Raw genomic sequence first — 23,752 nt, 5'->3', positions numbered from 1 at the left:
GCTAAAACAACGATGAAAACCCTTACTTTTTGACTAGGAGACAACAAAAAAATGCAGTTCTCCTTTTGGAACTGCATTTTCTTAGCTTATTCATGATTGTTGATCACATATAACGCGCGGTCACCATTTTCTTTCTTGTGTAAAACTCTACTCCGTCTGTTCCATTCGCGTGCAAGTCCCCGTAGAAAGAATCCTTCCAGCCGGAAAACGGGAAAAATGCCATTGGTGCGGGAACACCGATATTGACGCCGAGCATCCCTGCGTCGATGTTTTCGCGAAATTCTCTGATGCTTGATGCACTGTCTGTGTACAGGCAGGCACCGTTCGCAAATTTTGATTGATTGGACAGGTCGATTGCTTCTGTTAGTGAAGAGACACGAACAATGGATAAGACTGGGGCGAAAATCTCGTCCTGCCAAATTTTCATTTGATTTGTCACATGGTCAAAGATCGTTGGTCCAACAAAATACCCTTTTCCATTTGTTTCGTGATCTTTCCTGCCATCACGAATGAGACTTGCGCCTTCTTCAATCCCTGACTGGATGTATTGAAGCGTTCGTTCTTTATGTTCCTTTCGAATGACTGGACCAAGAAAGACCTCTTCATTTATTCCATTTCCAATGACGAGCTCGTTCGATTCATCAACTAATTTTTGAATGAGCTCATCTGCCACTTCTTCTTCCACTGCGACAACGGCCGCAGCCATGCAGCGCTCTCCTGCTGATCCAAAGGCAGCACCAATGATTTGTTTCGTTGCCGCGTCTAAATCTGCATCTTTGAGAACAATGGAGTGATTTTTTGCTCCTGCAAGTGCTTGGACACGTTTGCCATGCTCTGTGCCTTTTTTATAGACGTATTCTGCGACTGGTTGAGAGCCGACAAATGAAATGGCTTTGACCTTTTGGTGTTCAAGCAGACCATTGACGACATCGTGAGCCCCATTGACAATGTTGAGAACACCTTTTGGAAGACCTGCTTCTTCAAATAGCTCGGCTAAACGCGCGGCAAGAATCGGCGTGCGCTCTGAAGGTTTTAAAACAAACGTATTTCCGCACGCAATGGCAAGCGGGAACATCCAGCAAGGGACCATCATCGGAAAGTTAAATGGTGTAATCCCCCCGATGACGCCTATTGGATAGCGGTACATGCCGGATTCGAGTCCAGATGCGATATCTGGTAATTGTTTTCCCATCATTAAGGTTGGTGCACCAGCGGCAAATTCGACACATTCAATCCCGCGCTGCACTTCTCCTTTTGCTTCTGTTATGCTTTTTCCGTTTTCAATCGTGACGAGTTCAGCCAGCTCATCCCATTTTTCAACGAGTAACTGCTGATATTTAAATAAAATGCGGGCACGGCGGGGAACGGGGGTTTTCGACCAAGTGGTAAATGCTTGTTGTGCTTCCTGTACCGCACGTTCGACATCTTTTTTTGTTGATAGCGGCACTTCTGCGATGATCTCGCCAGTAGCTGGGTTATATACTGCCTCTGTTTGACTAGTTTCTGCCTCAATCCATTGTCCGCCAATATAATTTTTCAACATTTGTACATCTGTTTTGGTCATGTTCCCTCTCTCCTTTTTATGAAAAAATGTCATGCTTATAGGATGTGTTTGGTTGTCATTGTCTCATCTAATGGGCGCCCATCTGTATACACTCTTTGTCAAATATTATTGTCGTTTTGGTTTACGTTGTGATAAAAGCTTGCTCTAACGTGTGAAAGGTTGTCGCCCATTCATTTGTTTGTGAGAAATGATTCCGGAATGTGATTCATTCATGATGTATTTTTGATTAACTATTGGTTAACTTTAGAAAAATCATAATATTAAAAATGCTTTCAGTCAATCCTCTTTTTGCAGCATAAAAAAACCTGATGCGCGTAGCATCAGGTAGAGGCTGGTTTATTTCTGTAAGTTGGTTGATGCGGCATATTGATTCGGTTCTGCAAAATGCGGAAGCATCTCACCATGTGCTTCAATGAGTTCATCGCATAATTTGATGATGTCATCAATCGATAGTTCAGCGCTTGTGTGTGGATCAAGTAATGCCGCTTGATAAATGTGCTCTTTTTTGCCGCTGATTGCTGCTTCGATTGTCATGAGCTGTGAGTTGATATTGGTCCGGTTCAGTCCAGCCAATTGTTCAGGGATCTCTCCGACATAGCATGGCATGATACCGCTCCGATCTGCAACACACGGCACTTCGACACACGCTTTTTCAGGCAGGTTGTGAATGAGGCCTCCTGTGTTCAGCACATTCCCGCCAAATTTAAAGGGAATGTTCGTTTCGATCGCTTCAATGATACGGGAACCATATTCTTTTGAGCGAGTATGTGTGATCTGTGTATTGCCCACAAGGTCATGCTTCATGGTATTCCAGTTGTTGATTTGTTCCTCGCAGCGTCTCGGGTATTCATCGAGCGGAATGTTATATTGACCGATCAGTTCTGGATAGCGAGATTTAATGAAATAAGGATGATATTCGGCATTATGTTCTGAGGATTCTGTGACATAGTAGCCGAATTTATCCATCAGCTCAAAACGTACCATATCATGATGCCGCGATTGCTGCTTTTCTTTTGCTCTTTTTTTGATGTCTGGATACAAGTCTTTTCCGTCCCGTTTCACTTCTAATAACCATGCCATATGATTAATGCCGGCAATTTTTTCTTCAATGCCTTCATGATCCATTTCAAGTGATTCAAATAGATCCTTTGTACACACCTGCACACTATGACAAAGACCCACTGTTTGAACCTGTGTATAGCGCAGCATCGCGCCTGTCAGTGTGGCCATTGGATTTGTGTAATTTAACAATAAAGCATTTGGGCAAACCTCTTCCATCTCCTTTGCAAAATCAAGCATCACAGGAATTGTTCGAAGGAAGCGGAAGATGCCGCCGATGCCAACCGTATCCGCAATCGTTTGTCTTAACCCATAGTTTTTCGGAATCTCAAAATCAATCACCGTGCTTGGCCGGTAGCCTCCAACCTGGATGGCATTGATCACATATTTCGCATCCTTTAAGGCTTCTTTTCGGTTGTGATAGGACTTAATGGCCACATGTGCACCGTAGTTCTCTTTTAAATGGCGGAGCATCGTTTCGGATTCTTTCAGCCGGTTGTGGTCGATATCATATAAAGCGAATTCAAAACCGCTTAGTGCAGGGACGAACAAACAATCTCCTAATATATTTTTAGCAAACACGGTACTCCCTGCACCGATAAATGTAATTTTAGACATAGACGACTCTCCTTTTCGCATCCATATTGAACTACCCTTTGACAGAGCCTTGTGAAAGCCCTGCGATAAAATATTTTTGCAACAGTAAAAACATCGTCACCATCGGCAGCATTGCAATGAGCGCAGCAGCACCAACGAGCTGAAGCTGATGTTGATTTTGACCAAAAAAATGGGATAAGGCGACTGTGAGTGTATGCATCTCTTTATCTTGCAAAAAGAAGATGGCAAATTGATAGTCGTTCCAAATATACACACAGGCAATGATTAAAACAGAAGCGGTAATGGGTTTCAGAAGCGGAAAAACGACGGTGAAAAAAACTCTAAGTGTCCCCGCTCCATCAATACGGGCTGCTTCTTCAAGGTCCTTTGGAATGGTTGACCGGATAAAGCCTGCATATAAGAAAATCGTTAGCGGCAAAAAAGCAGCGACATTATTTAAAATAGCGATTTGATAGGTGTTCATCATCCCGATTTGAACGACCATTTTATAGAGAGGGACAAGGGCTGTGAGTGGTGGAATGACCATAATGGCGATGAATAAAACATAAACTGCTTGATTTAGCTTTGTGCTCCTTCTTGCGAGCGGATAGGCTGCAAGGGAGCCAAGAAAGATGAGGCATACAGCAGAGCTGAACGTAATGATCACGGTATTCAAAAAGGATTGGCCAAGCTGAGCCTCTGTCCATGCCGTGCGAAAGTTTTCAAGATGAAGCGCTTTTGGAAACAGCCATTTTGAACTAAAATCTCCTATCCCCTTTAATGATGTCGTTACCAAGATATAAAATGGAATGAGATGAAGCAATGTCACCAAAAGGGCGAGGAAGGTGTACCATCTCTTCTTACGTTTAAAGGCATTTTCCATCACACCTCGGTCTCCTTTCGTTTGAAATACATCAACGCTGCGACACTAATGACAAGGATGATGACCGCCATGAAGACCCCTTGCGTTGCTGCATAGCCTGCATCCTGACGTTTGAAATACAGATCATACATAAAGGTCGACATCGATTGCGAGGAATCTCCAGGTCCGCCGCCAGTAAGCGCCACAATGACATCAAAGAGCTTGAGCCCGCCAATGACATTTAGCACAACATTAATGGTGATAGACGGTATAAGGAGAGGCAATGTAATTCGCCTGAATTGCTGGAGGCTGGATGCACCGTCTAATTGTGCGGCTTCATAATAATCCTTAGGAATGCTTTGCAGTCCTGCTAAATAAATGATCATCGCGATCCCGACGAATTGATAGGTGTTGACGAGCACAATGATCCATGTGTTTAGTTGCGGATTGCCAAGCGCATTCATTTGATCAAATCCAAAAAGCGTCACCACATCGTTTAAGGCACCGCCTTGGTAAGCAAACACAAAATACCAAATATAGCCCATCGCAATCGGACTAATCATGACAGGTAAATAGACAATTGTTCTTGCGATCGCTCTCATTTTTAAGGTTTGATTTAATAAAAGAGCATATCCAAGTCCGATGATATTTTGTAAGATGGTGCTACCGATGCCGTATAGAAGTGTATTTTTAACAACAAGCCATGTCGTTGGGTCCTGAAGCAGGCGCTTATATTGATCCAGCCCAATCCATTCATAAGTTTGTGAGAACCCATTCCAATTCGTAAAAGATAGCTGAATTCCGTTCAAAAAAGGATAAATGATAAAGGTACTGACGACGAGAACAGCTGGCAAGTACATCCACCAAAGGGATGAATTCTGGCTTTTTTTCATTTTCTGCTTTGGTAAAGAGGTGAATGCGGCTGGCTGCTGTGCTTTTGTGATGTCATTCATTGGCTTCACTCCTGTTTCAGCATGAGCCTGCTATTGTTTTTTCAGACGCTTATATTCCTCTTCCATCTTTTTCGATAACTGTTCTGGTGTGATGGAGCCTGCTAATAATTCTTGACCCGATGTTGCCATGACAGCCCACATGCCGCTTGGTAAGTATTTTCGATCGAAATACGGTTCAATCTTCACCTGTTCGTATTGATCGTAAAACGTAGAGTAATAGTTTTTCGCTTTTACTTGCTTTAAGGCTGCTTCAGAGGATGTGCCTTCTGCGATCTTTTTCGCATTTTCAGGCTTTGCGAGAAAATCAATGAATTGTTTTGCTTCTTTTAGATGCTTGGAGTCTTTCCAAGCAGCGACCGTAAACCGTTCTCCTCCAATCCAGCTTTGCTTATCTCCTTCATGAATAGATGGAACTGGCATCGTCCCTACTTTGATCGATGGATTGAGTTCAGATGCTTCAGGTCCTAATGAGCCTCCGACAAAGGTGAAGGCTATTTTGTTTTGTGCCATCAGTTCAGGTGCTTGAGATAGTTTTGCTGTGAGGACATCTTTGTTTAAAAGATCTTGATCCTTCAGCTCCTTCATGAACTGTGCAAGCGGTGTATAGAGAGACCAATCAAATGATCCGTTTTCAAGGTCTTTTCCGTATCGGTGGTTTGGACTGGTGATCAATAAAGGTGTGGCGAGTTCATCAAAGACTTGGGCGATATTTGAGTTGTCTCCTCCTGGTATCCAGAGCGGCACAACCTCTCCTTTGCTCTTTTCCTTCACTGTCAGCAAAGCGGATTTTAGCTCATCAAGTGTTCTAGGGATTTCAATGTCATAGTCCTTTAATAGATTGGCATTAAAGCTAAGCCCGTCTTTTGCTTGATTCAGCGGATACGCGTATACTTTGCCATCTTGGTCCTTTAAAATTTGATCGAGTGAAGGATCAAGCTGTTTCACCCAATCCATTTCTTTTAAATCAGCCACATACTCGCTGTAGCGCAGTTTTGCCCAGCCATGTGTGTCAAACAGATCCGGCATATCGTTTGCCCCCATTTTGACGCGGATCGTATCTTCATAGCTGTTGCCTGGGAAGTTGGCATCGATTCGAAGATGTGGATGCTCTTTTTCAAACTCACGAATCACTTCTTCAAACGCTTTTCTTTCCCCGCTGTTGCTCATCGTCGAAAAGAGAGTCAAGGTGACCTTTCCGTTTGCTTCGGACGTACTGTTATTGCTGCAAGCAGACAAAAGAATGGTCAAGATAAAGGCCGCAGTGAGTAGCATGATTTTTTTATTCATGGTTTCCTCCTTTTAATCACTGAAAATTCAGACGATAATCGGTAGAATTCATGCAGTTGCGGAAACAAAAGAAGTCCATTATACTGGAATTCTATTCTTTTCAAAGAGATAAGAGAGCATACCGGTAGGCTGCCTTGTTCTTCGCATGATCTGGCCATCATGCTAGCAGCTTGCTTTCTGCTTTTTTGTCTCTTTTTTGTTTGCTGAAATCTCGGGTTCACCCCCTTTCATGGATGAGACATGTGCTGCCTCTTTCGATGAGTTTTGTTGGCACGACGACTTTTAGAGGAAGCTTTCTGCCGTTTATTCTCTCAAGCAAAAGCTTCAGACCGACTTCCCCCATTTCTTCTGTATATACTTTGACGGTTGTAAGCGGCGGGCTTGAAAATGAAGCCGCTTCAATGTCATTAAACCCAACAATGGATACATCGAAAGGAACACGCAGACCGGCTTCGTTGAGCGCTCGCATTGCACCGATCGCCATTGAATCACTTCCGATAAAAAAGGCTTGTGGCAGGTTTCCTTTTTTAATGGCCTTCTGCATGAGCGTATAGCCTTCTTGCATGGAGTATTCTCCAATATGGATGTCATCCAGATGAAGACTACCTGCCTCTTGCATTCTTTTCATAAACGTCGTTTGTCTTTCGTCCTCAATCACAGCATTACCTTCGAAATAATGCTCTCGCTCCTTTCCGCCAATATAGCCTAGATGTGTATAGCCAAGCGATTGCAGATGGCGAATCGCTCGATCTGCCGCTCTGACAAAATCGACATGTACACAATCATATAAATCCTCATCCGCATAATGATTGATAAAAACAATGTGTTCCATTCGATTTGTCATTTTTTCCACCGTATCAGGGCTAATTCGTCCAATGACGATCAAACCGTCAATATCCTTTAGCATCGCCCCTTTATCCATGCTTCTCAGGCGAAAGGTATGGAGGGTGGAGAGCCCTTGTTTGGCATATTCTTTTTCAATTCCTTTTCGAATCGATGAAAAAAAGGGGTCATTTAATTCTTCGTCAATGGATTGAGCGACAACGATACCGATGACTGGGGATTCAGATGGGCTTTTTTCCTCTGTGTGATCGGCTTTTCTTGCTCTCACTGGGGTATAGTTTAGCTTCTTTGCAATGTCGAGGATGTTTTGTCTTGTTACGTGCGAAACGGCAAGGGTTTGATCACCATTTAACACACGGGATACAGTGGATACGGACACTTTTGCATCATGAGCAATATCTTTGAGTGTGGTCATAGGCAAACTCCTCTTGGTTTTTGACTAAATATTTACTAAAGATATTTGAAGGATAACATGTTGATAAAGCGCTTTCAAGTGTGAAGTTATGATTTTTTATTTTGTTTTCGAGTATGTTTTGGTTAGATACGATGTTTTAGTAAAGTTGCGTAAAAAAGAGGATGGGTTTCATCCTCTTTTACTAACGTGATTCAATTGAGGCTGTTTCTTTTGAAAACAATTGCTTCATTGTCTCCCAAGCTGTATCAAGTTGATGGTGAAGTCCAAATAAACCTGAGGTACCGATAATATAGATCTCGTTTCCAGCCTCAGCAAGCAGCCGGAACGTGCTCTCATTACAGGAGCCGTCTACTTCAATTGAAAACGTGTAGCCTCCCTTCTCTTTTACATCTTTCACCTGTTTCATTTTCTGAAGCATTTCTTTAATAAAAGGCTGCCCTGCAAAGCCTGGATCAATCGTCATGATCGTCACTCGGTCTATTAAATGTATATAGGAATCTAACACTGCAATTGGTGTGGCTGGATTTAAGACAAAGCCAACCTCGCAGTCTCTTTGATGGATATGCCGAATGATCCTAAAAACGTCCTTTTGCACGACCTCTGGGTGTAAGCAGATCATGCTTGCGCCAGCATCAATACAGGCATCAATTAAAAATTCTTGGGGGAATTCAGCCATAAGATGCACATCAATTGGTCTATCTGTCAGTTTTCGGAGCTGTTCTATGAAAAAGGGTGATAAGGTGATATTTTTCACGTAATGACCATCCATGACATCGACATGATATCGATCTGCTCTTGTGTTGAGAATATGAATATGTTCGCGGAAATGCGTTAAATCCATGCACATCAGCGAAGGTGAAAAAATGGCTGTCATTCCCAGGTTCCTCCTTTTTACAGTTGAAATAAAAGCTTGATCAATCCAATCAAGATTCCGATGATACCAAAGTCTGTATCTCCAAAAGTTGTCCCTTCAAAACCAAGGGTTCCTAACACAGGTAATAAACAAGCAGGTAAAAAAGAAAGAAGCAATCCATTTGCAAATGCCCCAGCGACAGCCCCTCTCACGCCTCCAGTTGCATTACCATACACTCCTGCTGTAGCGCCGCAAAAAAAGTGCGGGACAAGACCAGGAACGATGACAGTTAAACCAAACAAAGGTAAAAGAAAAATGGATACAATGCCTCCTGCAAAGCTGCATAAAAAACCGATAATGACTGCATTTGGAGCAAATGGAAAAATGGTTGGTGCGTCAAGTGCCGGTTTTGCCCCTTTCACAAAACGATCGGCAATCCCTTTGAAAGCAGGCACGATTTCACCGATTGCCATCCGAACCCCGGCTAAAATAATGTACACACCAGCAGCAAAGGTTATCGCCTGAATGAGAATGAAGACGGCGAAGTTCGTGCCCCCACTCATTTGTTCTATAAAGGGAATCCCAGCAAACGGTGCAATCGCAAAGAAGAGCAAAGCCATCGTGATTGAAATGGCCACAGATGTATCTCGTAGAAAGCCGAGTGATTTAGGCACTTGAATGGTTTCTGTTGATCTCTCTGGACGACCGATCCATTTTCCGATCATTCCCGCTGTAAAATAACCGAAGGTACTGAAGTGTCCAAGCGCAAGATCATCGCTTCCAGTGACTTTCCTTGTGAATGGCTGAAGAATAGCGGGTGCAATGACCATAGCGGTCCCTAATATAATTGAACCGATAGTGACAAGAAGCGCTCCTTGCATTCCTGCTGTCGAAAGAACGACTGCGAGCATTGCAGCCATATACAAGGTATGGTGTCCTGTTAAAAAGACGTATTTAAAGGGGGTGAATTTTGCCAATAATAAATTGACCAGCATGCCAAAAATCATAATGAGAGCCGTCTGTGTCCCGAATTCCTTTTGGGCAATGGCCGCCATGGCATCTGTATTTGGGACAACCCCTTGAATGTGAAATGCTGCTTCAAACATTTTCCGAAAAACGCCAAGTGAATCAGACACGACTGTGGCGCCCGCTCCTAATATTAAAAAACCCATCGTTGTTTTTAAGGTGCCTGATACTGTATCGGCAGCTGATTTTTTCTGCAAAAGTAAACCAGCTAGTGCAAACAAACCGATGAGAATGGCTGGTGTGCCCAATATATCGTTCATGATCAGTTCTATCATGATGTGAATCCCCCTTTTTCGTGGCTTAAATGTGTTTACGAAGGACGTCTTTAATGGCTTCCTGGTCTAACAAGTTATTTAATCCAGCGACCTTTCTTGTGCCGTCATCCAGCTGATCGATAATGTCTGTTGCTCCGATATATAGATCAGCCAGTTCATTTTTACTTGTGCTGAGATCGGTATGGTCCACTTCAGCTACAAGTCCTAACTCTTCTAATGCTTTTTTGACATTCATTTCTACGATAAAGCTGCTTCCTAATCCGTTTCCGCACACAACAAGAATTTTTTTCATTCTCTTTTTCCTCCTTTATCGTTGTGAAAATTGATCAACTAGTTTTTGCACCGATGCTAATTCCTTTGCTTCAACCAGTTGTTTCCTCCGTTTTTCATCACTTAACAGCATGGTCAGCTGTTTGAGCGCTTTCAGGTGGGTCATACTGTCAATGGCTGCTAGCACAATGATGAGACGAACTTGTTTTTTTTCATCCTTAGAGAAAAAAACGGGCCATTCGAATGACATGAGTGACATGCTTAATTCGTTCACGCCGTCCTCTGGTCTAGCATGCGGAATGGCTACTTGTGGCGCGATCACAATATAAGGTCCATTTTGATGAACGGACTGAATCATGGCCTCCACATAACCTTTCTGAATGGCATTTTGATCGAGTAAAGGCTGCGCTGCTTTTGTGATGGCCTCTTGCCATGTTTCTGCTGTTTGTTGGAGATGAATGGTTTTTTCTGTTAATAAATCGTTTAACACTGGTTTCCACCCTTTCTGATGGGATACATATGCGGGATGCAGTAGCGCTTTAAGATCATGAAGCAGTGCATTTTCATTTTGTACGATGGTATGTTGTTGAATGATGTTGAATAAAGCGTTCACATTTTTCTCATCAAACCTAGTTTCTGCACCTTCTCCATATTGAAGTAAGGTTTTTTTTTCATAGGCAGTAAGGATGGGATGAACGAGATGAACTGGCTTTCCTTTAAACGAAATAGGTGTTGTTGACACAACAAAGTCGACATCAATCGATGACAGCTGTTCATATGAGCGCTTTGATAATAGATCACGTACATCGATATAACCGATTAATTCGATAAGCTGTGTTTTCAGCATATGACTTGTGCCAATTCCTTCGCCGCAAACAATGTATACAGAACGCCGCACAATTGGCGAAATCCCTTCTCTTCTCATCCAACCACCAAAATGCATCGCCACGTAAGCAATTTCATGATCACTTATCTTGGAGCAGGTCGCCTTTTCTAAATGGCATACGACCTTTTGAGTGATGTCAAACACCTCTGGCTGTGTTTTTTTAATAGATTCTGTTAATTCATTGTTGATATCGATGTGATAGATGAGTCTGTAATAGGCAGGGATGAGATGCATGGTTAAGTTTTGCTCCAAGGCTTCGTACTCTTGAAAGGAGATACATGCATACCGCTGAAAATCAACAATCATTTGTCTGGCAATGGTGCGAATGAGATGCTCTTCTGGCTTTTGACTTGATGGAAGCTTTTGTTTCTTGGCGCTGAGCCATAGAGTGCTAAGAAAATAGATTTCATCATCATGAACTTGAAGGCCGGTTTCTCTTTGAATTCGTGCCATGAAACGAATAGCCGCCAAGCATTCATCTGTTTCCTGCAATGTACGCTTTTCTTCGTTTGAAAGGTGTACAGCACGTCCTAGCTTCATCCGCTTAAAGTAGAAAAAGAGATCCAAAGAGAGCTGATCCAGCATGTCATCTGCAAACTCGAGCTTAAGCTCTTGTTCTGACTGCTCGAGGAGATGTTTTAACCTGTTATATGAAATGGGCCCCTTTAACCAAAAAGATGGAAACGCTTTTTCGTTTTTTATCATGGTGCGAATGGAATGAATATAAGGTTTCAGCGCCAATCGAATCATTCTTTCTTCTCCTGAAATCAAATAGCCGCAGGCTGCCTGATAGTGAAGCGTGAGCTGCTGCTTTGAAAGTGCTTCTTTTAGCTGTTTCATATCTTCAAGCAATGTATTCCGGCTCACTTTGGTGAGCTTCATAAAATCATCAATTTTTAGACATTTCTCACTGCATGCAATAGATAAGAGCAAAATAGCCCTTCTTTCCATTACACATGGTTCATAATCATCACCAACGAGAATGCTGTTCGCTTTTTGAATAATGACTTCTTTTTCATGTGGGTGTAAGTAGTAGCCAAGTTGATCTTTTCGCTGAACGCCACTAAGCTGATGTGTGTCCAGCCAGCTATTCATGCGTTTGATTTCATAGTAGACAGTTCGAGTAGAGACATTCAGTCGATTCTGTAAATCTTCAATTGATAAATAAGATGTCGTGTGAATCAGCATCGATAATAAAGTCGTACCCCTTTTGGTTAAGTGCAGTTCGAATTCCTCCCTTCTTCCCTTTGGTTATAAGTCTAATCAACTCCCCTGCGTCAAAGAAGTCCAAATGTCTTCAGCAAATGCTGTGCAGCTTTTTGGGTGTTCTTTTGCTATAAGAAAAAGCACACCCGCTTGAGTGTGCTTTGAGACTTGTATAAAAAGAATTCTTTGTTTTCTTTTATGTGATAGAAAACGTTTGTAATGAGGTCATGGATGTACTGAATCGTCCTTTATGCCTTTTTTGATCTTTCACAATTCTTTTGGCATTCTTGATTTACTCATATGTACTGAATCATCGTTGCTAAAAAAGCGGACACCTTATATGCCTTCATAGGAAAAAAGGTCACCATCCACCTTTTTGTCGGTTTTTTGCATAATCTCATTAAAACGAACTAATTTGAATGCATTTTTGAAAGAAAGTCTTGAAGAACTACTTTTACTGGTGAATTCGCAGTAGTAGTCACTACATGATTTACACGTTCTAAAATTTGAGGATGCTTCAATATCAATTTCTTGCCTTCTTCAATTGGAAAACTTCTCAATGTATCAATACAAATCTCAAACAATTCTTTATCATTAGTATTCAACAAATCTATTAAAATATTTAACTCATATTCATTGCACTCATTATCCAGACAGTAAGCAATTTTACGCTGCCACTCTATTGGTTTATTAAGCACCTGATTTGATAGTTCTTCCCAGTCGTTTAGGCTAAAATCTGAGAGTATCTCACTAGCAATCAAACACCCGTCATCATACCAAGAGTCTATCGTTGTATTAGCAGATAAAAGATTATCTAATTCTATAAACATATTGAGTCCCTTAATTATGAATTTACTCTGAGAACACATTCGAGTACCTATAGCCCCAAAAATTAATCATAAAACGAGTAAAACTGAAGAAAATAACGATGTTAATTTGTTAGTAATTAAGTAACTAGCATTTTATTTCCACCAGTTAGATGTAATTTCTTTCAAATGAAATTCTATAAAATCAATCACTTTGGTATAGTCATCCGAGCTGAATTCCTGAATAGGATTGTCCCAATCTGTATTTTTAACTATTAGAACAAGATAGTGACCATCTGAAGATAAGTCGGGATACCACCCTAAATCCAATGTTATTGATGATGTCTCATGATAAAGTTGTAACAAACTTTCAGTGAACATAAACCATCTATCATCTTCTGTTTCTAACTTTTTAGGGTCAATTTCCCTGAAATTATTATAACGTACAATCCAACCTTCAGTTATTCTTAAAGGATGAATGTTTACTTCGGGAATATCAAGTTTTACATATTTTCTCATCATCTGACCTCTTTGCTAATATTCTAGTTATTTTATTCCTAATTTATTTAAATACTTATTTAGTCTGTCTCCAGCAATAGGGTGGCCGTGATACACATTTCCACTCGTCAGTTCTCCCCTTATCCAACTTGTAGATTTACCATTATCATAACCAACAATTTTACCTGTATCATAAATGAAATAAAAATTATTGTTGCCATTATCAATGATATGCCCTTTTTGAAGAGCCTCTTTTTCTAAAACTTTATTATTTATTTCAGGCAGGTATTGAGCATTTCTTTTTCCTGTCTCACTAAAACGTTTGGCTTCTTCAGCAGTCCTAGCCTTTAAATGTTTATTATCATGATGAGAATATACTGCATTATTTATCTTAGCTCTAAAATCTTTTCTACCATAATAACTTTTATGAGCAATTTCATCGTGCCTTTTTGAAATATTAGGTATGCCTGTACTCTTTACCCCCATCTTCCCATGAAACCCTTTCGCCCCAAACGGCAAAAGCATTCCCAGCGCCGCATTCATACTCGCTTCCTGCTGTTCTTTCGAGACCTTATTTCCAAACATATCACGCCCTGTAATCGCTTCGCTGAAGCCGTTGGTGGCGGTGAGACCATATAAGCCTTTTTGAGAAGTTTTCAACGCATCAAAAGACTTTTGCGATGTCTTGTAAATGTCGACTGCTCTCACTGCGGCTGATGTGGCTTGAGTTGTTTTATAGACGGCTTTTCCACCTTTGAAAATACGACCTGCCCATCCGACGATTGGGATATAACCTGCTGCTGCCATGCCGCCTGCGGCGACGCGCTGTCCTGCGGTAAGTTCTTCGCCTGTAATCGGGTCAACGCCTGTTGCGGCGCGTTTTGCATCGTTCACGCCAGTCAGTTCATTCACGATATTTCCGCCATAATCAAGTGCTTTTTCATACCAAGGACGGTTGGCGAGTGCTTCTTGTTCTTTTGCAATCTCACGGGCCTCTTCTTGTTCTTTTTTGATTTTCAGATATTCAGAAGTTTGCTTCTCAATATCGCTTTTTGCCTTGTAGATTTCACTATTTTGATACGCTTTCTTGTCAAAATTCATAGGCGAAATGGCTTTTCCGTCATTTGTGGCATTCATCATTTCCGTATACAATGCCATTGTAGCTTGCTGCTCCGTTTCTGACAAAGCATATTCATCTTTTACATTTTGATCAAGTTCTCTTAGGTCTTTCACTGTCTTTTTTCGCTCGTCTTCCGCATCTGCAATTTTTTCATCAAAGGTTTGACTATCAAATACTTCTAAAGAAATAAGGTCGTCGATGTCTTGAAAAATCGTTTTAAGCGCCTTTTTTTGATCCTTCACAATGCTTTTGGCATTTTTGATGCCCATATGTACAGCGTTGTCTAAAAAGTGTTCTTCTACAAAGGTGTCGCCGCCAAAGTTTGTATCATCTAGTGTCCCAGAAACACCTTCATGAAAGGCTTTTTGCTTATCAATGAAGCTGATAAACATATCTACATTTCCAGCCAGTTCTTTATAAAAGCTTTTAATGTTATCGGCACCTTTTCCAGTGAAATCATCACCGAGGTTAGAAACACCTTGTAATGCTTTTTTTAAATCTACCATTTGTTCACGGAGTTCCTGGTAGTGTTTTGCCCTTGCATCCATGGCACTTGTTAGTGCTTTTGCATCAAGTATCTTGCCCAGAAGAAGTCACTCCTTCCTATTCATTGACAAGGTCAATTTTACCAACACAAAGTTTGTCATTAAATAGGAATAAAGATACAAAAAAGTACTTAATATGTAATGAACCGTGTTTTATTAGAACGCTTTAGCGCCGCTATCGTCAGTAATCATTAAGACGCGATTTTTAAACCATCCTTTAATTAAAATCATTTGAGATGTTCCATTGTAAACAAGGTTATAGAGCACTTCCATGGTAAGAAGAGGCCACTAATTGAGCCAATTATAATCTTCGCTACCTTATTTGAACAACTTATAGAAAAGCACACCCGCAACAGTGTGCTCTCTTACGATTTAGACTTAAGCAATTGCAACTCTTGATCCATAATATCTGCTGCTTCGGTAATAAATTGAATAATTAAGTCTAATTCTTCTCGTTTGTATTCGTTTGTAAGCTGTTTTGTTGATGCCGATAAGGATCGAAAGAGTTCTTTTACCTGTGATTTCCCTGCTGTTAATGGAACGATGATGACTCTTCGTTTGTCTTTTGGGTCCTTTTCTCTTTTGGCGTAGCCTGCTTTTTCAAGGCGGTCAATCAGAGCTGTGACCGCACCTGAGCTAAGACCTGTTTTTTCACTTAATTCTCCTGCTGTGAGAGGACCGAGTTCGTTTAATAAATCGGCTGATTTGAGGTCTGTTGGGAAAAGGCCAAGCGATTGTGCGGCCGCTTGGTGGAATAAAACCGTTCGTGTGGCGAGGCGCCTCATTGTATGGATGATCAGGTCTGCTCTGTCTTCTGCGTCGTTCTTTATTGACAACTTGTTCTCCTCCCTTTAAAATCAATTTATCTTGATCATCAAGATAAATGTTCTCTTACTTTATATTTAAGTTGATCATAGCAAAAATAAGGAGAGAACGTAAGCAGGAGGTAAATGAAATGAATCATGTGGATAAAGGCAAGGCATCCACTCACTTAGTTGTCATCGGTTTGCTGTTAGGAATTTTTATGGCGGCGATGGACAATACCATTGTTGCAACAGCAATGGGAAGCATCGTAGCAGATTTGGGCAGTTTTGATAAATTTGCTTGGGTGACGGCTTCTTATATGGTGGCAGTAATGGCTGGAATGCCGATTTACGGAAAGCTTTCTGATATGTATGGTCGAAAGCGTTTTTTTCTGTTTGGACTTATTTTCTTTTTAATTGGATCTGCGCTTTGCGGTATCGCACAAACGATGGATCAGCTCATTATTTACCGAGCCATTCAAGGGCTTGGAGGCGGTGCCCTTCTTCCGATCGCGTTTACGATCATCTTTGATATCTTCCCGCCTGAAAAACGCGGGAAAATGTCCGGTATGTTTGGTGCAGTGTTTGGTTTATCGAGTGTACTAGGACCACTATTAGGAGCTATTATCACAGATTCAATCGGCTGGCATTGGGTTTTCTATATTAACGTGCCAATTGGTATTGTTAGTGTGTTCTTGATCGCCAGATACTATCATGAATCCCTAGAACATCGCAAGCAGAAAATTGACTGGTCAGGTGCTATTACACTTGTCGTGGCGGTTGTCAGCTTGATGTTCGCTCTTGAGCTTGGCGGTAAATCCTATGCATGGGATTCGGTGCAAATCCTCACACTTTTTGCCGTGTTTGTTGTGTTTGGTACCATCTTCTTTATTGTTGAGCGTAAAGCGGAGGAACCGATTATTTCATTTTGGATGTTTAAAAATCGTTTATTTGCGACATCTCAAATTTTGGCGTTTTTATATGGCGGAACATTTATTATTCTTGCCGTCTTCATTCCTATTTTCGTCCAGGCGGTGTACGGTGAATCAGCGACAAGTGCAGGATTCATTTTAACACCGATGATGATAGGGTCTGTCATTGGCAGTATGATTGGCGGAACGATGCAGACGAAAGTGCCTTTCAGACGTCTTATGACGATCTCTGTCATTTCATTTTTCGCGGGGATGCTGCTGCTTGCCAATATGTCACCAGATACAGCTAGACTGTGGCTCACAATCTTTATGATGATATCAGGCTTTGGTGTCGGCTTCAGCTTCTCCCTTCTGCCGTCAGCTTCAATGAATGATCTTGCCCCTCGTTACCGAGGCAGTGCAAACTCGACCAATTCATTTATGAGATCACTTGGGATGACACTTGGTGTCACGATTTTTGGGACGATTCAAACCAATGTCCTATCGAATCGCTTAGCAGATGCCTTTAGCGGAATGAAAGGAGTCCCTTCTCAAATAGGCGATCCACAGGCCATTTTCCAAGAAGGTGCCCGTTCACAAATTCCGCCTGATATTTTAAATAAAGTCATCGATGCGATGTCACAAAGTATCACGTACGTATTTTTGATTGCGTTATTCCCTATTGCCCTTGCAGCGATTACGGTCCTGTTTATGGGAAATGCACGGGTGCGCACATCAAATGAAATGAAAGAAAGCGAATAATGTGAAAAAGCAGAGCTTAAGCGGCTCTGCTTTTTTGTTTCACTGATATAGAGGATGGGCTTTGCCCTCACTGCCAACGATCCGTATTTTCGATGTGACCATATCTTTTGCTGCTTGTTTAGCTTTTTGTAAATACATCCGTGGATCTAAGCTTTCCGGTTCGTTTGAGAAATGATCACGAATGGCTTCAGAGTACGCATTTTTTAATTCAGTTGAGACATTGACCTTTGCCATACCAAGTGCCACACATCGTCTGACGTCTTCATCCGGTACAGCGGAACCCCCGTGCAGCACAAGGGGAACATCGACCAGTGATGCAATTTGTTCAATGCGGTCAAAATCAATATCCGGAACCCCTTTATAAATGCCATGTGCGGTACCAATTGCAGGTGCTAAAGTTGGTACCCCAGTTTCTTCTACAAATTGACGGCATTCTGATGGAATGGCTTTTTCAGCATCCTTTTCATCGACAACGATATCATCCTCTACGCCGCCCACCTTGCCTAGTTCAGCTTCAACGTTCACCCCTACTTTTAATGCGAGGTCCACCACTTCTTTTGTGCGGCGAACATTTTCTTCATATGAATGCATCGATGCATCGATCATGACGGATGTATATCCCGCCCTGATACAGGTGAGAATCACATCAAAGTCCGTACAGTGATCGAGGTGCAGGCCGATTGGGATTTGATATTGATCAGCCGCCGCTTTGACTGTATCTGCAATCGCTTTTGCTCCAAGAGATTGAACGGTTCCAACCGTTGTTTGCAAAATGACAGGTGACTTTAATTCTGCGGCCGTTTCGAGCACCCAATAAATACTGTCAAAGGAATGTACATTGAATGCAACGATTCCGTATTTTTCTTTTTTCGCAGTCTCAAGCATCGGTGTTGTGGATAGTAAAGGCATGATCAAACATCCTCTCTCGTTAAAATATCTGTTTCTAATACAGTTAGCATCTCTTCATTTGTTCTTGTTTCCAGTAGCTTTTGTCGTTTCGCTTCATCCATTAATCCTCGTGAAAGGGCAGAAAGAGCCTTTAGATGAGTGGTCCCTGCTTCACTTTTGGGGATCAGTAAGGATAAGAAGAAAAAGCAAGGCTTCCCATCAAAAGCGTCCCATTCAATGCCTGTTTCCGTGCGGACGATCACGAGTGCTGGTTTTGTGATGACGTCTGTTTGTGTATGCGGAATCGCAAATCCATCTTGAAATCCAGTTGTGCTCAGTGCTTCTCTTTCCGCTAAGCCTTTTTTAACATCCTCTGGTGATGTACAAATACCTGCTTTGTAGGCAATATCAGCAATGGCTGCGAAAACACCAGCCTGTGACGACGCGGTTTCATGAAGATTCATATAAATATGTTCCATCATTTCTCTTCCTCCCTATTAAACTGCGGGTTTGTCTATTTTTTTACGATAAAGTCCGTATAGAATGGCACCTACAAGTGATCCGATCAGTATGGATAGTACCCACTGGAATGCGCCTGTGACGACTGGAAGGACAAGGAACCCGCCATGCGGAGCTGGAACCTGTACGCCAAATAGATATGTCAATATAGCAGAGATGGCGGAACCAAACATGATAATTGGCAGGACAACGATCGGGTTCTTTGCCGCAAATGGGATGGCCCCTTCTGTTATATGTGTCGCTCCTAGAATATAGTTGATGGCCCCTGCATTTCGTTCCTGCGGTGTGAAATGTTTTCGGAAAATCGTTGTGGCAATCGCAATGATAAGCGGTGGTGTGATACATGCTGCTGACACACCTGCCATGAAGTAAAGGTTACCTTCTGCAAGTAAAGCCGTTCCTGTGACATAGGCTGCTTTGTTAAAAGGTCCTCCCATGTCAAATCCACACATCGCTCCAACAATTAAACCTAAGAGCAGCGGATTCGTGGATTGAACAGCTGAGAGAAAATCCATTAATGAATTATTTAGCCCCGTGATTGGTACTAATAGAGGTGTCATCACAGCCCCAATTAAGAAAATACCGATGACAGGATAGATGAAGATTGATTTTAATCCGTCAAGTGATGCAGGTAATTTTTGAAGCAGGAATTGAAGGAGTACGATGATATACCCTGCTGCAAAACCTGCGATAATACCACCTAAGAATCCAGCACCTCCATCGTTTGCAAGCAGGCCGCCGATAAATCCGACAACCATCCCTGGGCGTCTGGCGATTGAATCAGCGATAAATGCTGCTAAAATAGGCACCATTAAGCTAAAGCCGAGTCCACCAATGCTTTTCAAGTAGGCAGCAAACGGATGATACGTTTCATGCTGAGGATCAGCTGAGTAAATACCGAATAGAAAAGATAAAGCAATTAAGACCCCGCCTCCAACAACAAATGGAAGCATGTGTGATACACCGTTCATTAAATGTTTGTAGATGGTGTGTATCCACTTATTCGCCGACTTTTGTTGAGCTGGTGAAGAAGAAGCAGATGTTTTTTCTGTTCCAGTAGCTCTTCCTTTCACTTGATGAACGGGAGCTTCTCCATTGATAATGCCTTGGATCAGTTCATTTGGCGTGCGGATACCCTTCGCTACAGGCACTTCAATCAGTGGTTTGCCGTGAAAACGATCTGTATTCACATCTTTGTCAGCTGCGACAATGACCCCATCGGCCTCCAGAATGTCTTGATCGGTTAAAGCGTTTTCAATTCCTACTTGACCGTGCGTTTCAACTTTGATGTCGACCCCTAGTTGCTCAGCAGCTATTTTTAATGCCTCAGCTGCCATAAATGTGTGTGCAATGCCTGTTGGACAGCCAGTTGCAGCGACAATTTTTTTGCGGCTCATGTCTATTCCCCCTTATATCTTGTCAATGTGTACTTGATCAATTAATGAATGAATGTCATGTAAATCACTTAAGCCTTTAGAAAATGCAGTAGATGCCCCTGTTGCAATGCCGTAACGTAAGCACTCTTCAGGTGAATGTCCTTCAAGCTGTTTACTAAGAAAGGCTGCGAGCATCGCATCTCCAGAGCAAGCTGTATTTACTACAGTGCCTGTCGGTGCGTTTCCTTTTAAGACGGCGTCTTTTGTAATGAACAAAGCCCCTTCTCCCCCGCGGGAAATAAGCACTTGCTCTGCACCCATCTCAATGAGCTTTTCTCCTGATTGAATGAGTTCTTTTTCTGACATAGGATGTGTTTTGCCGAAAAAAGCAGCGATTTCTTCTTCATTCGGTTTTAATAAATACGGCTTGTATTGAAGCGTCTCAAGAACTGCTGCGGAGCTTGTGTCTAAAATAAACTTGACGTTGTGCTGATGACAAATAGCTGCTACTTCTGAAAAAATGCTGGCTGGTACGCCCTTTGGCAGGCTGCCTGACATGATCAGGATGTCCCCCTGCGGGATGGCCGCTATTTTTTCACGAAAGGCGTGAAGTGCTTTTTCTTCAATCGCAGGTCCTTGGTTCACGAGCTTATATTCTTCTGTCGTATTAATAAAAACATTAATGCGTGTAATTCCTTCAACTGAGATAAAATCGGTTTGAATGGAAAGGTCCTTTAAGGATTGTTCAATATAAGAGCCTGAAAACCCAGCAATAAATCCTAATGCAGTGCTGGTGAATCCATATTTCTTTAGCATAATGGAGACATTGACTCCCTTGCCGTTCGGCTGATAATCTTCATCTTCCGTGCGGTTGACTGCATTTGCCTTCATTTCTTTTAATGCAATATATAGGTCAATAGCAGGATTTAAGGTGCAGGTATAAATCAATTGGTTTCACCTTCTTTCTTTTCTCTAAAGAAAGTATCTCATACGCAGGAGTGAAAATGTTTTCAGATTGTGTAAAGGTTTTCATGATAAAAAGCCTTCTAGATCAAAGTCTCGAAGGCTTCTTTATCGGTTATTTCATTCGAATCACGTAGGCATCTAGTAAAATGCGGGCAATGACATGAAGAGACAGGCGCGATCTGACCTCATAATCTGGGAAGAAAGATTGTTCGCCTTTATATCCGACTAGAGTCATATCTGATATTTTACTTAATGTAGAATCTATTCTTGTGGTGACGGTAATGGTCGTGACTTGCTTCATGCTAAGATTTTGACACGCTTCAACGAGCTCTGCTGTTTCGCCATTCAATGAAACAAAGATTGCAAGTTCGTTTTTACCGATATCCCGCGACTTCAGCCGAATGATATTCGGGTCGTCATGTACTTCACATGTTTTTCCGATGAGCTGTAATTTGATGGTCATTTCTTTGGCAATCATCTCTGAGAAGCCTCTGCCGAAAATATAAATTTTGTCCGCATTATGTATTTTTTGAACGGCATCTTCAATTTGCCCAATACTTTGCAGCTGGATCGTCTTTAAAACCTCTTCTTCGTTTTTCCGAATCGCTAGTTTGATGTCTTCATCAATGTTTTTGAGCTGATCACTTGCATCGGTCATTTTCTTTTCTTGTTTCAATCGATATTTAAAGGATGTATAGCCGTTGTAGCCGATTTTTTTCATCAGCCTGACAATTGTGGCTGTCGACACATTGGCTCTTTCACTTAATGTGACGATGGATAAGGTGGAGATATCCTCTAAATGCTGGTGAATATAGTTGAGTAAATAACGTTCTGTTTCACTTAGCGTTTGATACACTTCGCTTGGAATGTTAAATAGTGGTTCATTCAATTCGATTCCCCCTTACTCATTTCATACTATAATTAAATGCCCAATAAAAACAAGTTGATTCTTTTGTCATGTATTTTTTTAAAAAAGCCAAAATGAGTGAAATTTCATTTTTGACATACACTAAGGAAAAGTTGTGTCTGTGTGAAAGGAGCTGATCATGATGCTTCATCTTTTGTTTTATCTCATCCTTTTTTATGTCGTCTATGTATTTTTGACCGCATTTGTTTTGTTTTATTTACCGATACGAAAAACATGCAAAGAACATTGCATTTATAAAGCCTCTTCTATCTCAGGAGACGATCAGGGGACAAATCAAGTCATGCTTCTTGACGACGGCTTTGAATCTGGTCAGGTGAGGATCCAAATGATTCGTGAGGCAAAGAAGATGATCCGTCTCAGTTACTATTCCATTCAAAAGGGAAAAACAGCCGAATGGATACTAGGTGCTTTAATTGAAGCAGCTGATCGAGGTGTGAAAGTGCAGCTGTTGTTAGATGGCATCTGTCACAGTTTGCGCGGGCCACTAAAGCATTTGCGCTATGCAGTAGCAAATCATCCGAACATGTCGATTCGTTTTTATGAGCCCTTTCGTTTGTTCAAGCCATGGACATGGCATAATCGGCTACACGATAAGCTGCTACTAGCAGATGGCCGAGTGGCTGTGATGGGCGGAAGAAATATCGGTGATAAATACTTTGCAGATCAGCCGCCGAAAGACTTTGCTTTTGACCGTGATGTGCTGCTCTATAACCCCAAAAAGGGAAAAGTATTAGATGAAATGGAGCAATATTTCGTTTATCTATGGAATCATGATTTCACAAAAAGAACAAAAGATGTGTTCTCTAAGCCAAAAGCGAAAAAAGGGTTAAAGCTAAGAAAACAGCTGCTCAGATCTTATCAAGAAGCCATGCGCACGAAAGAACCTTTTGTGATGTCCTCATTTGATTGGGCAGCAGATTCCACTTCTGTGAAACAGGTTGCCTTTTTCACAAATCCTGTGGAACGCTTTAATAAGCGGCCACTTGTGCTGAAAAAACTGAACGATCTTGCGCACCGGGCAAAGCGTTCTGTGCTTATACAGACGCCTTATGTCATTCCAACACGCCCAATGAAATCCGGACTCACCCCCTTACCTAGTGAGATTCAGACGACAGTGGTGACGAATTCTCTTACGGCGACGCCAAATCCATTAGCCTTTGCTGGATATTTAAGTACAAAAAAGGAATTGATGAAAACAGGCGTTCATTTGTATGAATACGAAGGTCCATATTCGATTCATGCGAAATCAATGGTGATTGATGATTACCTGAGTATTATTGGGACATATAACTTAGATGCGAGGTCTAGTTTTTTAAACACAGAGTCCATTTTGGTCATTGACAGTGCCCCGTTTGCGTTATCACTTACGCAAGCAATTGAACGAAAAATCGCCTATAGTTATCTCGTTGCTAAAGATCGAACTGTCTACCAGACGAGCGCTTATGGACAGAAAAAAAAGCCTTTGATGAAAAGGCTCCTTTTAAATGGATTATCCGCGATAACAGTTTTATGGCGTCGATTGATATAAAGTAGG

General features: G+C 41.7%; 20 protein-coding genes and 1 pseudogene. 2 read left to right on the top strand and 19 right to left on the bottom strand.

Features of this window, described 5'->3' with window-relative positions; translation table 11 throughout:
• Positions 1–103 precede the first annotated feature (103 nt).
• The 14 genes from MHH40_RS01485 to MHH40_RS01420 form a co-directional block, all read right to left on the bottom strand.
• Positions 104–1,564, bottom strand: a complete 1,461-nt coding sequence (locus tag MHH40_RS01485; protein ID WP_050944861.1) for a CoA-acylating methylmalonate-semialdehyde dehydrogenase — start codon at positions 1,562–1,564, stop codon at positions 104–106.
• A gap of 336 nt (positions 1,565–1,900) precedes the next feature.
• On the bottom strand, positions 1,901–3,241 hold the full coding sequence (locus MHH40_RS01480) for an alpha-glucosidase/alpha-galactosidase (RefSeq protein WP_050944860.1): 1,341 nt from the start codon (positions 3,239–3,241) through the stop codon (positions 1,901–1,903).
• 31 nt (positions 3,242–3,272) lie between these two features.
• Positions 3,273–4,103, bottom strand: coding sequence for a carbohydrate ABC transporter permease (locus MHH40_RS01475; RefSeq protein ID WP_050944859.1), 831 nt, complete (start codon positions 4,101–4,103; stop codon positions 3,273–3,275).
• Positions 4,103–5,035 (bottom strand): carbohydrate ABC transporter permease, encoded by a 933-nt coding sequence (locus MHH40_RS01470; protein WP_340900571.1) that lies wholly within the window; start codon positions 5,033–5,035, stop codon positions 4,103–4,105. The genes MHH40_RS01475 and MHH40_RS01470 overlap by 1 nt, the downstream gene beginning before the upstream one ends.
• A 30-nt stretch (positions 5,036–5,065) precedes the next feature.
• Complete coding sequence (locus MHH40_RS01465; RefSeq protein WP_050944857.1) at positions 5,066–6,322, bottom strand: ABC transporter substrate-binding protein; 1,257 nt, start codon at positions 6,320–6,322, stop codon at positions 5,066–5,068.
• A gap of 217 nt (positions 6,323–6,539) precedes the next feature.
• Positions 6,540–7,580: a LacI family DNA-binding transcriptional regulator gene (locus MHH40_RS01460; protein WP_050944856.1), complete on the bottom strand. Its 1,041-nt coding sequence runs from the start codon at positions 7,578–7,580 to the stop codon at positions 6,540–6,542.
• Between the two features lie 181 nt (positions 7,581–7,761).
• Positions 7,762–8,454 carry a D-allulose 6-phosphate 3-epimerase gene (alsE, locus tag MHH40_RS01455; protein ID WP_050944855.1) on the bottom strand — a complete coding sequence of 231 codons (693 nt, stop codon included), beginning with the start codon at positions 8,452–8,454 and terminating at the stop codon, positions 7,762–7,764.
• A gap of 17 nt (positions 8,455–8,471) precedes the next feature.
• The gene (locus MHH40_RS01450; RefSeq protein WP_050944854.1) at positions 8,472–9,734 is read right to left on the bottom strand and encodes a PTS ascorbate transporter subunit IIC; all 1,263 of its coding nucleotides are present in this window, start codon (positions 9,732–9,734) and stop codon (positions 8,472–8,474) included.
• Between the two features lie 25 nt (positions 9,735–9,759).
• Positions 9,760–10,026: a PTS sugar transporter subunit IIB gene (locus MHH40_RS01445; RefSeq protein ID WP_050944853.1), complete on the bottom strand. Its 267-nt coding sequence runs from the start codon at positions 10,024–10,026 to the stop codon at positions 9,760–9,762.
• 15 nt (positions 10,027–10,041) lie between these two features.
• Positions 10,042–12,114, bottom strand: coding sequence for a BglG family transcription antiterminator (locus tag MHH40_RS01440; protein WP_267885156.1), 2,073 nt, complete (start codon positions 12,112–12,114; stop codon positions 10,042–10,044).
• A gap of 392 nt (positions 12,115–12,506) precedes the next feature.
• The gene (locus MHH40_RS01435; protein WP_050944851.1) at positions 12,507–12,926 is read right to left on the bottom strand and encodes a hypothetical protein; all 420 of its coding nucleotides are present in this window, start codon (positions 12,924–12,926) and stop codon (positions 12,507–12,509) included.
• A gap of 132 nt (positions 12,927–13,058) precedes the next feature.
• A complete protein-coding gene (locus MHH40_RS01430) occupies positions 13,059–13,421 on the bottom strand; it encodes a hypothetical protein (protein WP_050944850.1) in 363 nt (120 codons plus the stop codon).
• A 27-nt stretch (positions 13,422–13,448) separates the two neighbouring features.
• Positions 13,449–15,068 (bottom strand): ribonuclease YeeF family protein, encoded by a 1,620-nt coding sequence (locus MHH40_RS01425; protein ID WP_233421730.1) that lies wholly within the window; start codon positions 15,066–15,068, stop codon positions 13,449–13,451.
• 362 nt (positions 15,069–15,430) lie between these two features.
• Entirely contained in the window at positions 15,431–15,850 is a 420-nt protein-coding gene (locus MHH40_RS01420) for a MarR family winged helix-turn-helix transcriptional regulator (protein ID WP_050945458.1), read from the bottom strand.
• 170 nt (positions 15,851–16,020) lie between these two features.
• Between MHH40_RS01420 and MHH40_RS01415 the strand changes: the two are divergent.
• Positions 16,021–17,587: pseudogene (locus MHH40_RS01415) on the top strand (MDR family MFS transporter).
• On the opposite strand, the gene MHH40_RS01410 reads toward MHH40_RS01415, so the two are convergent.
• The 5 genes from MHH40_RS01410 to MHH40_RS01390 form a co-directional block, all read right to left on the bottom strand.
• Positions 17,581–18,450, bottom strand: coding sequence for a class II fructose-bisphosphate aldolase (locus MHH40_RS01410; protein WP_003210866.1), 870 nt, complete (start codon positions 18,448–18,450; stop codon positions 17,581–17,583). The pseudogene MHH40_RS01415 and the gene MHH40_RS01410 overlap by 7 nt on opposite strands.
• 2 nt (positions 18,451–18,452) lie before the next feature.
• Positions 18,453–18,911: a PTS sugar transporter subunit IIA gene (locus MHH40_RS01405; RefSeq protein WP_050944848.1), complete on the bottom strand. Its 459-nt coding sequence runs from the start codon at positions 18,909–18,911 to the stop codon at positions 18,453–18,455.
• A 15-nt stretch (positions 18,912–18,926) separates the two neighbouring features.
• Entirely contained in the window at positions 18,927–20,345 is a 1,419-nt protein-coding gene (locus MHH40_RS01400; protein ID WP_003211208.1) for a PTS fructose transporter subunit IIC, read from the bottom strand.
• A gap of 12 nt (positions 20,346–20,357) precedes the next feature.
• Positions 20,358–21,272, bottom strand: coding sequence for a 1-phosphofructokinase (pfkB, locus tag MHH40_RS01395; protein ID WP_050944847.1), 915 nt, complete (start codon positions 21,270–21,272; stop codon positions 20,358–20,360).
• A 130-nt stretch (positions 21,273–21,402) separates the two neighbouring features.
• Positions 21,403–22,179 (bottom strand): MurR/RpiR family transcriptional regulator, encoded by a 777-nt coding sequence (locus MHH40_RS01390; RefSeq protein ID WP_050944846.1) that lies wholly within the window; start codon positions 22,177–22,179, stop codon positions 21,403–21,405.
• A gap of 160 nt (positions 22,180–22,339) precedes the next feature.
• Here MHH40_RS01390 and MHH40_RS01385 point away from each other — a divergent pair, with 160 nt between their 5' ends.
• On the top strand, positions 22,340–23,746 hold the full coding sequence (locus tag MHH40_RS01385; RefSeq protein ID WP_050944845.1) for a phospholipase D-like domain-containing protein: 1,407 nt from the start codon (positions 22,340–22,342) through the stop codon (positions 23,744–23,746).
• Positions 23,747–23,752: the final 6 nt, after the last annotated feature.

It is taken from the genome of Bacillus sp. FSL K6-2431, assembly GCF_038005165.1.
Classification (GTDB): Bacteria; Bacillota; Bacilli; order Bacillales; family Bacillaceae; genus Bacillus; species Bacillus pumilus.
Note: the sequence above shows the minus strand (reverse complement) of the source record. Positions and strands in the feature narration are given on the sequence as shown.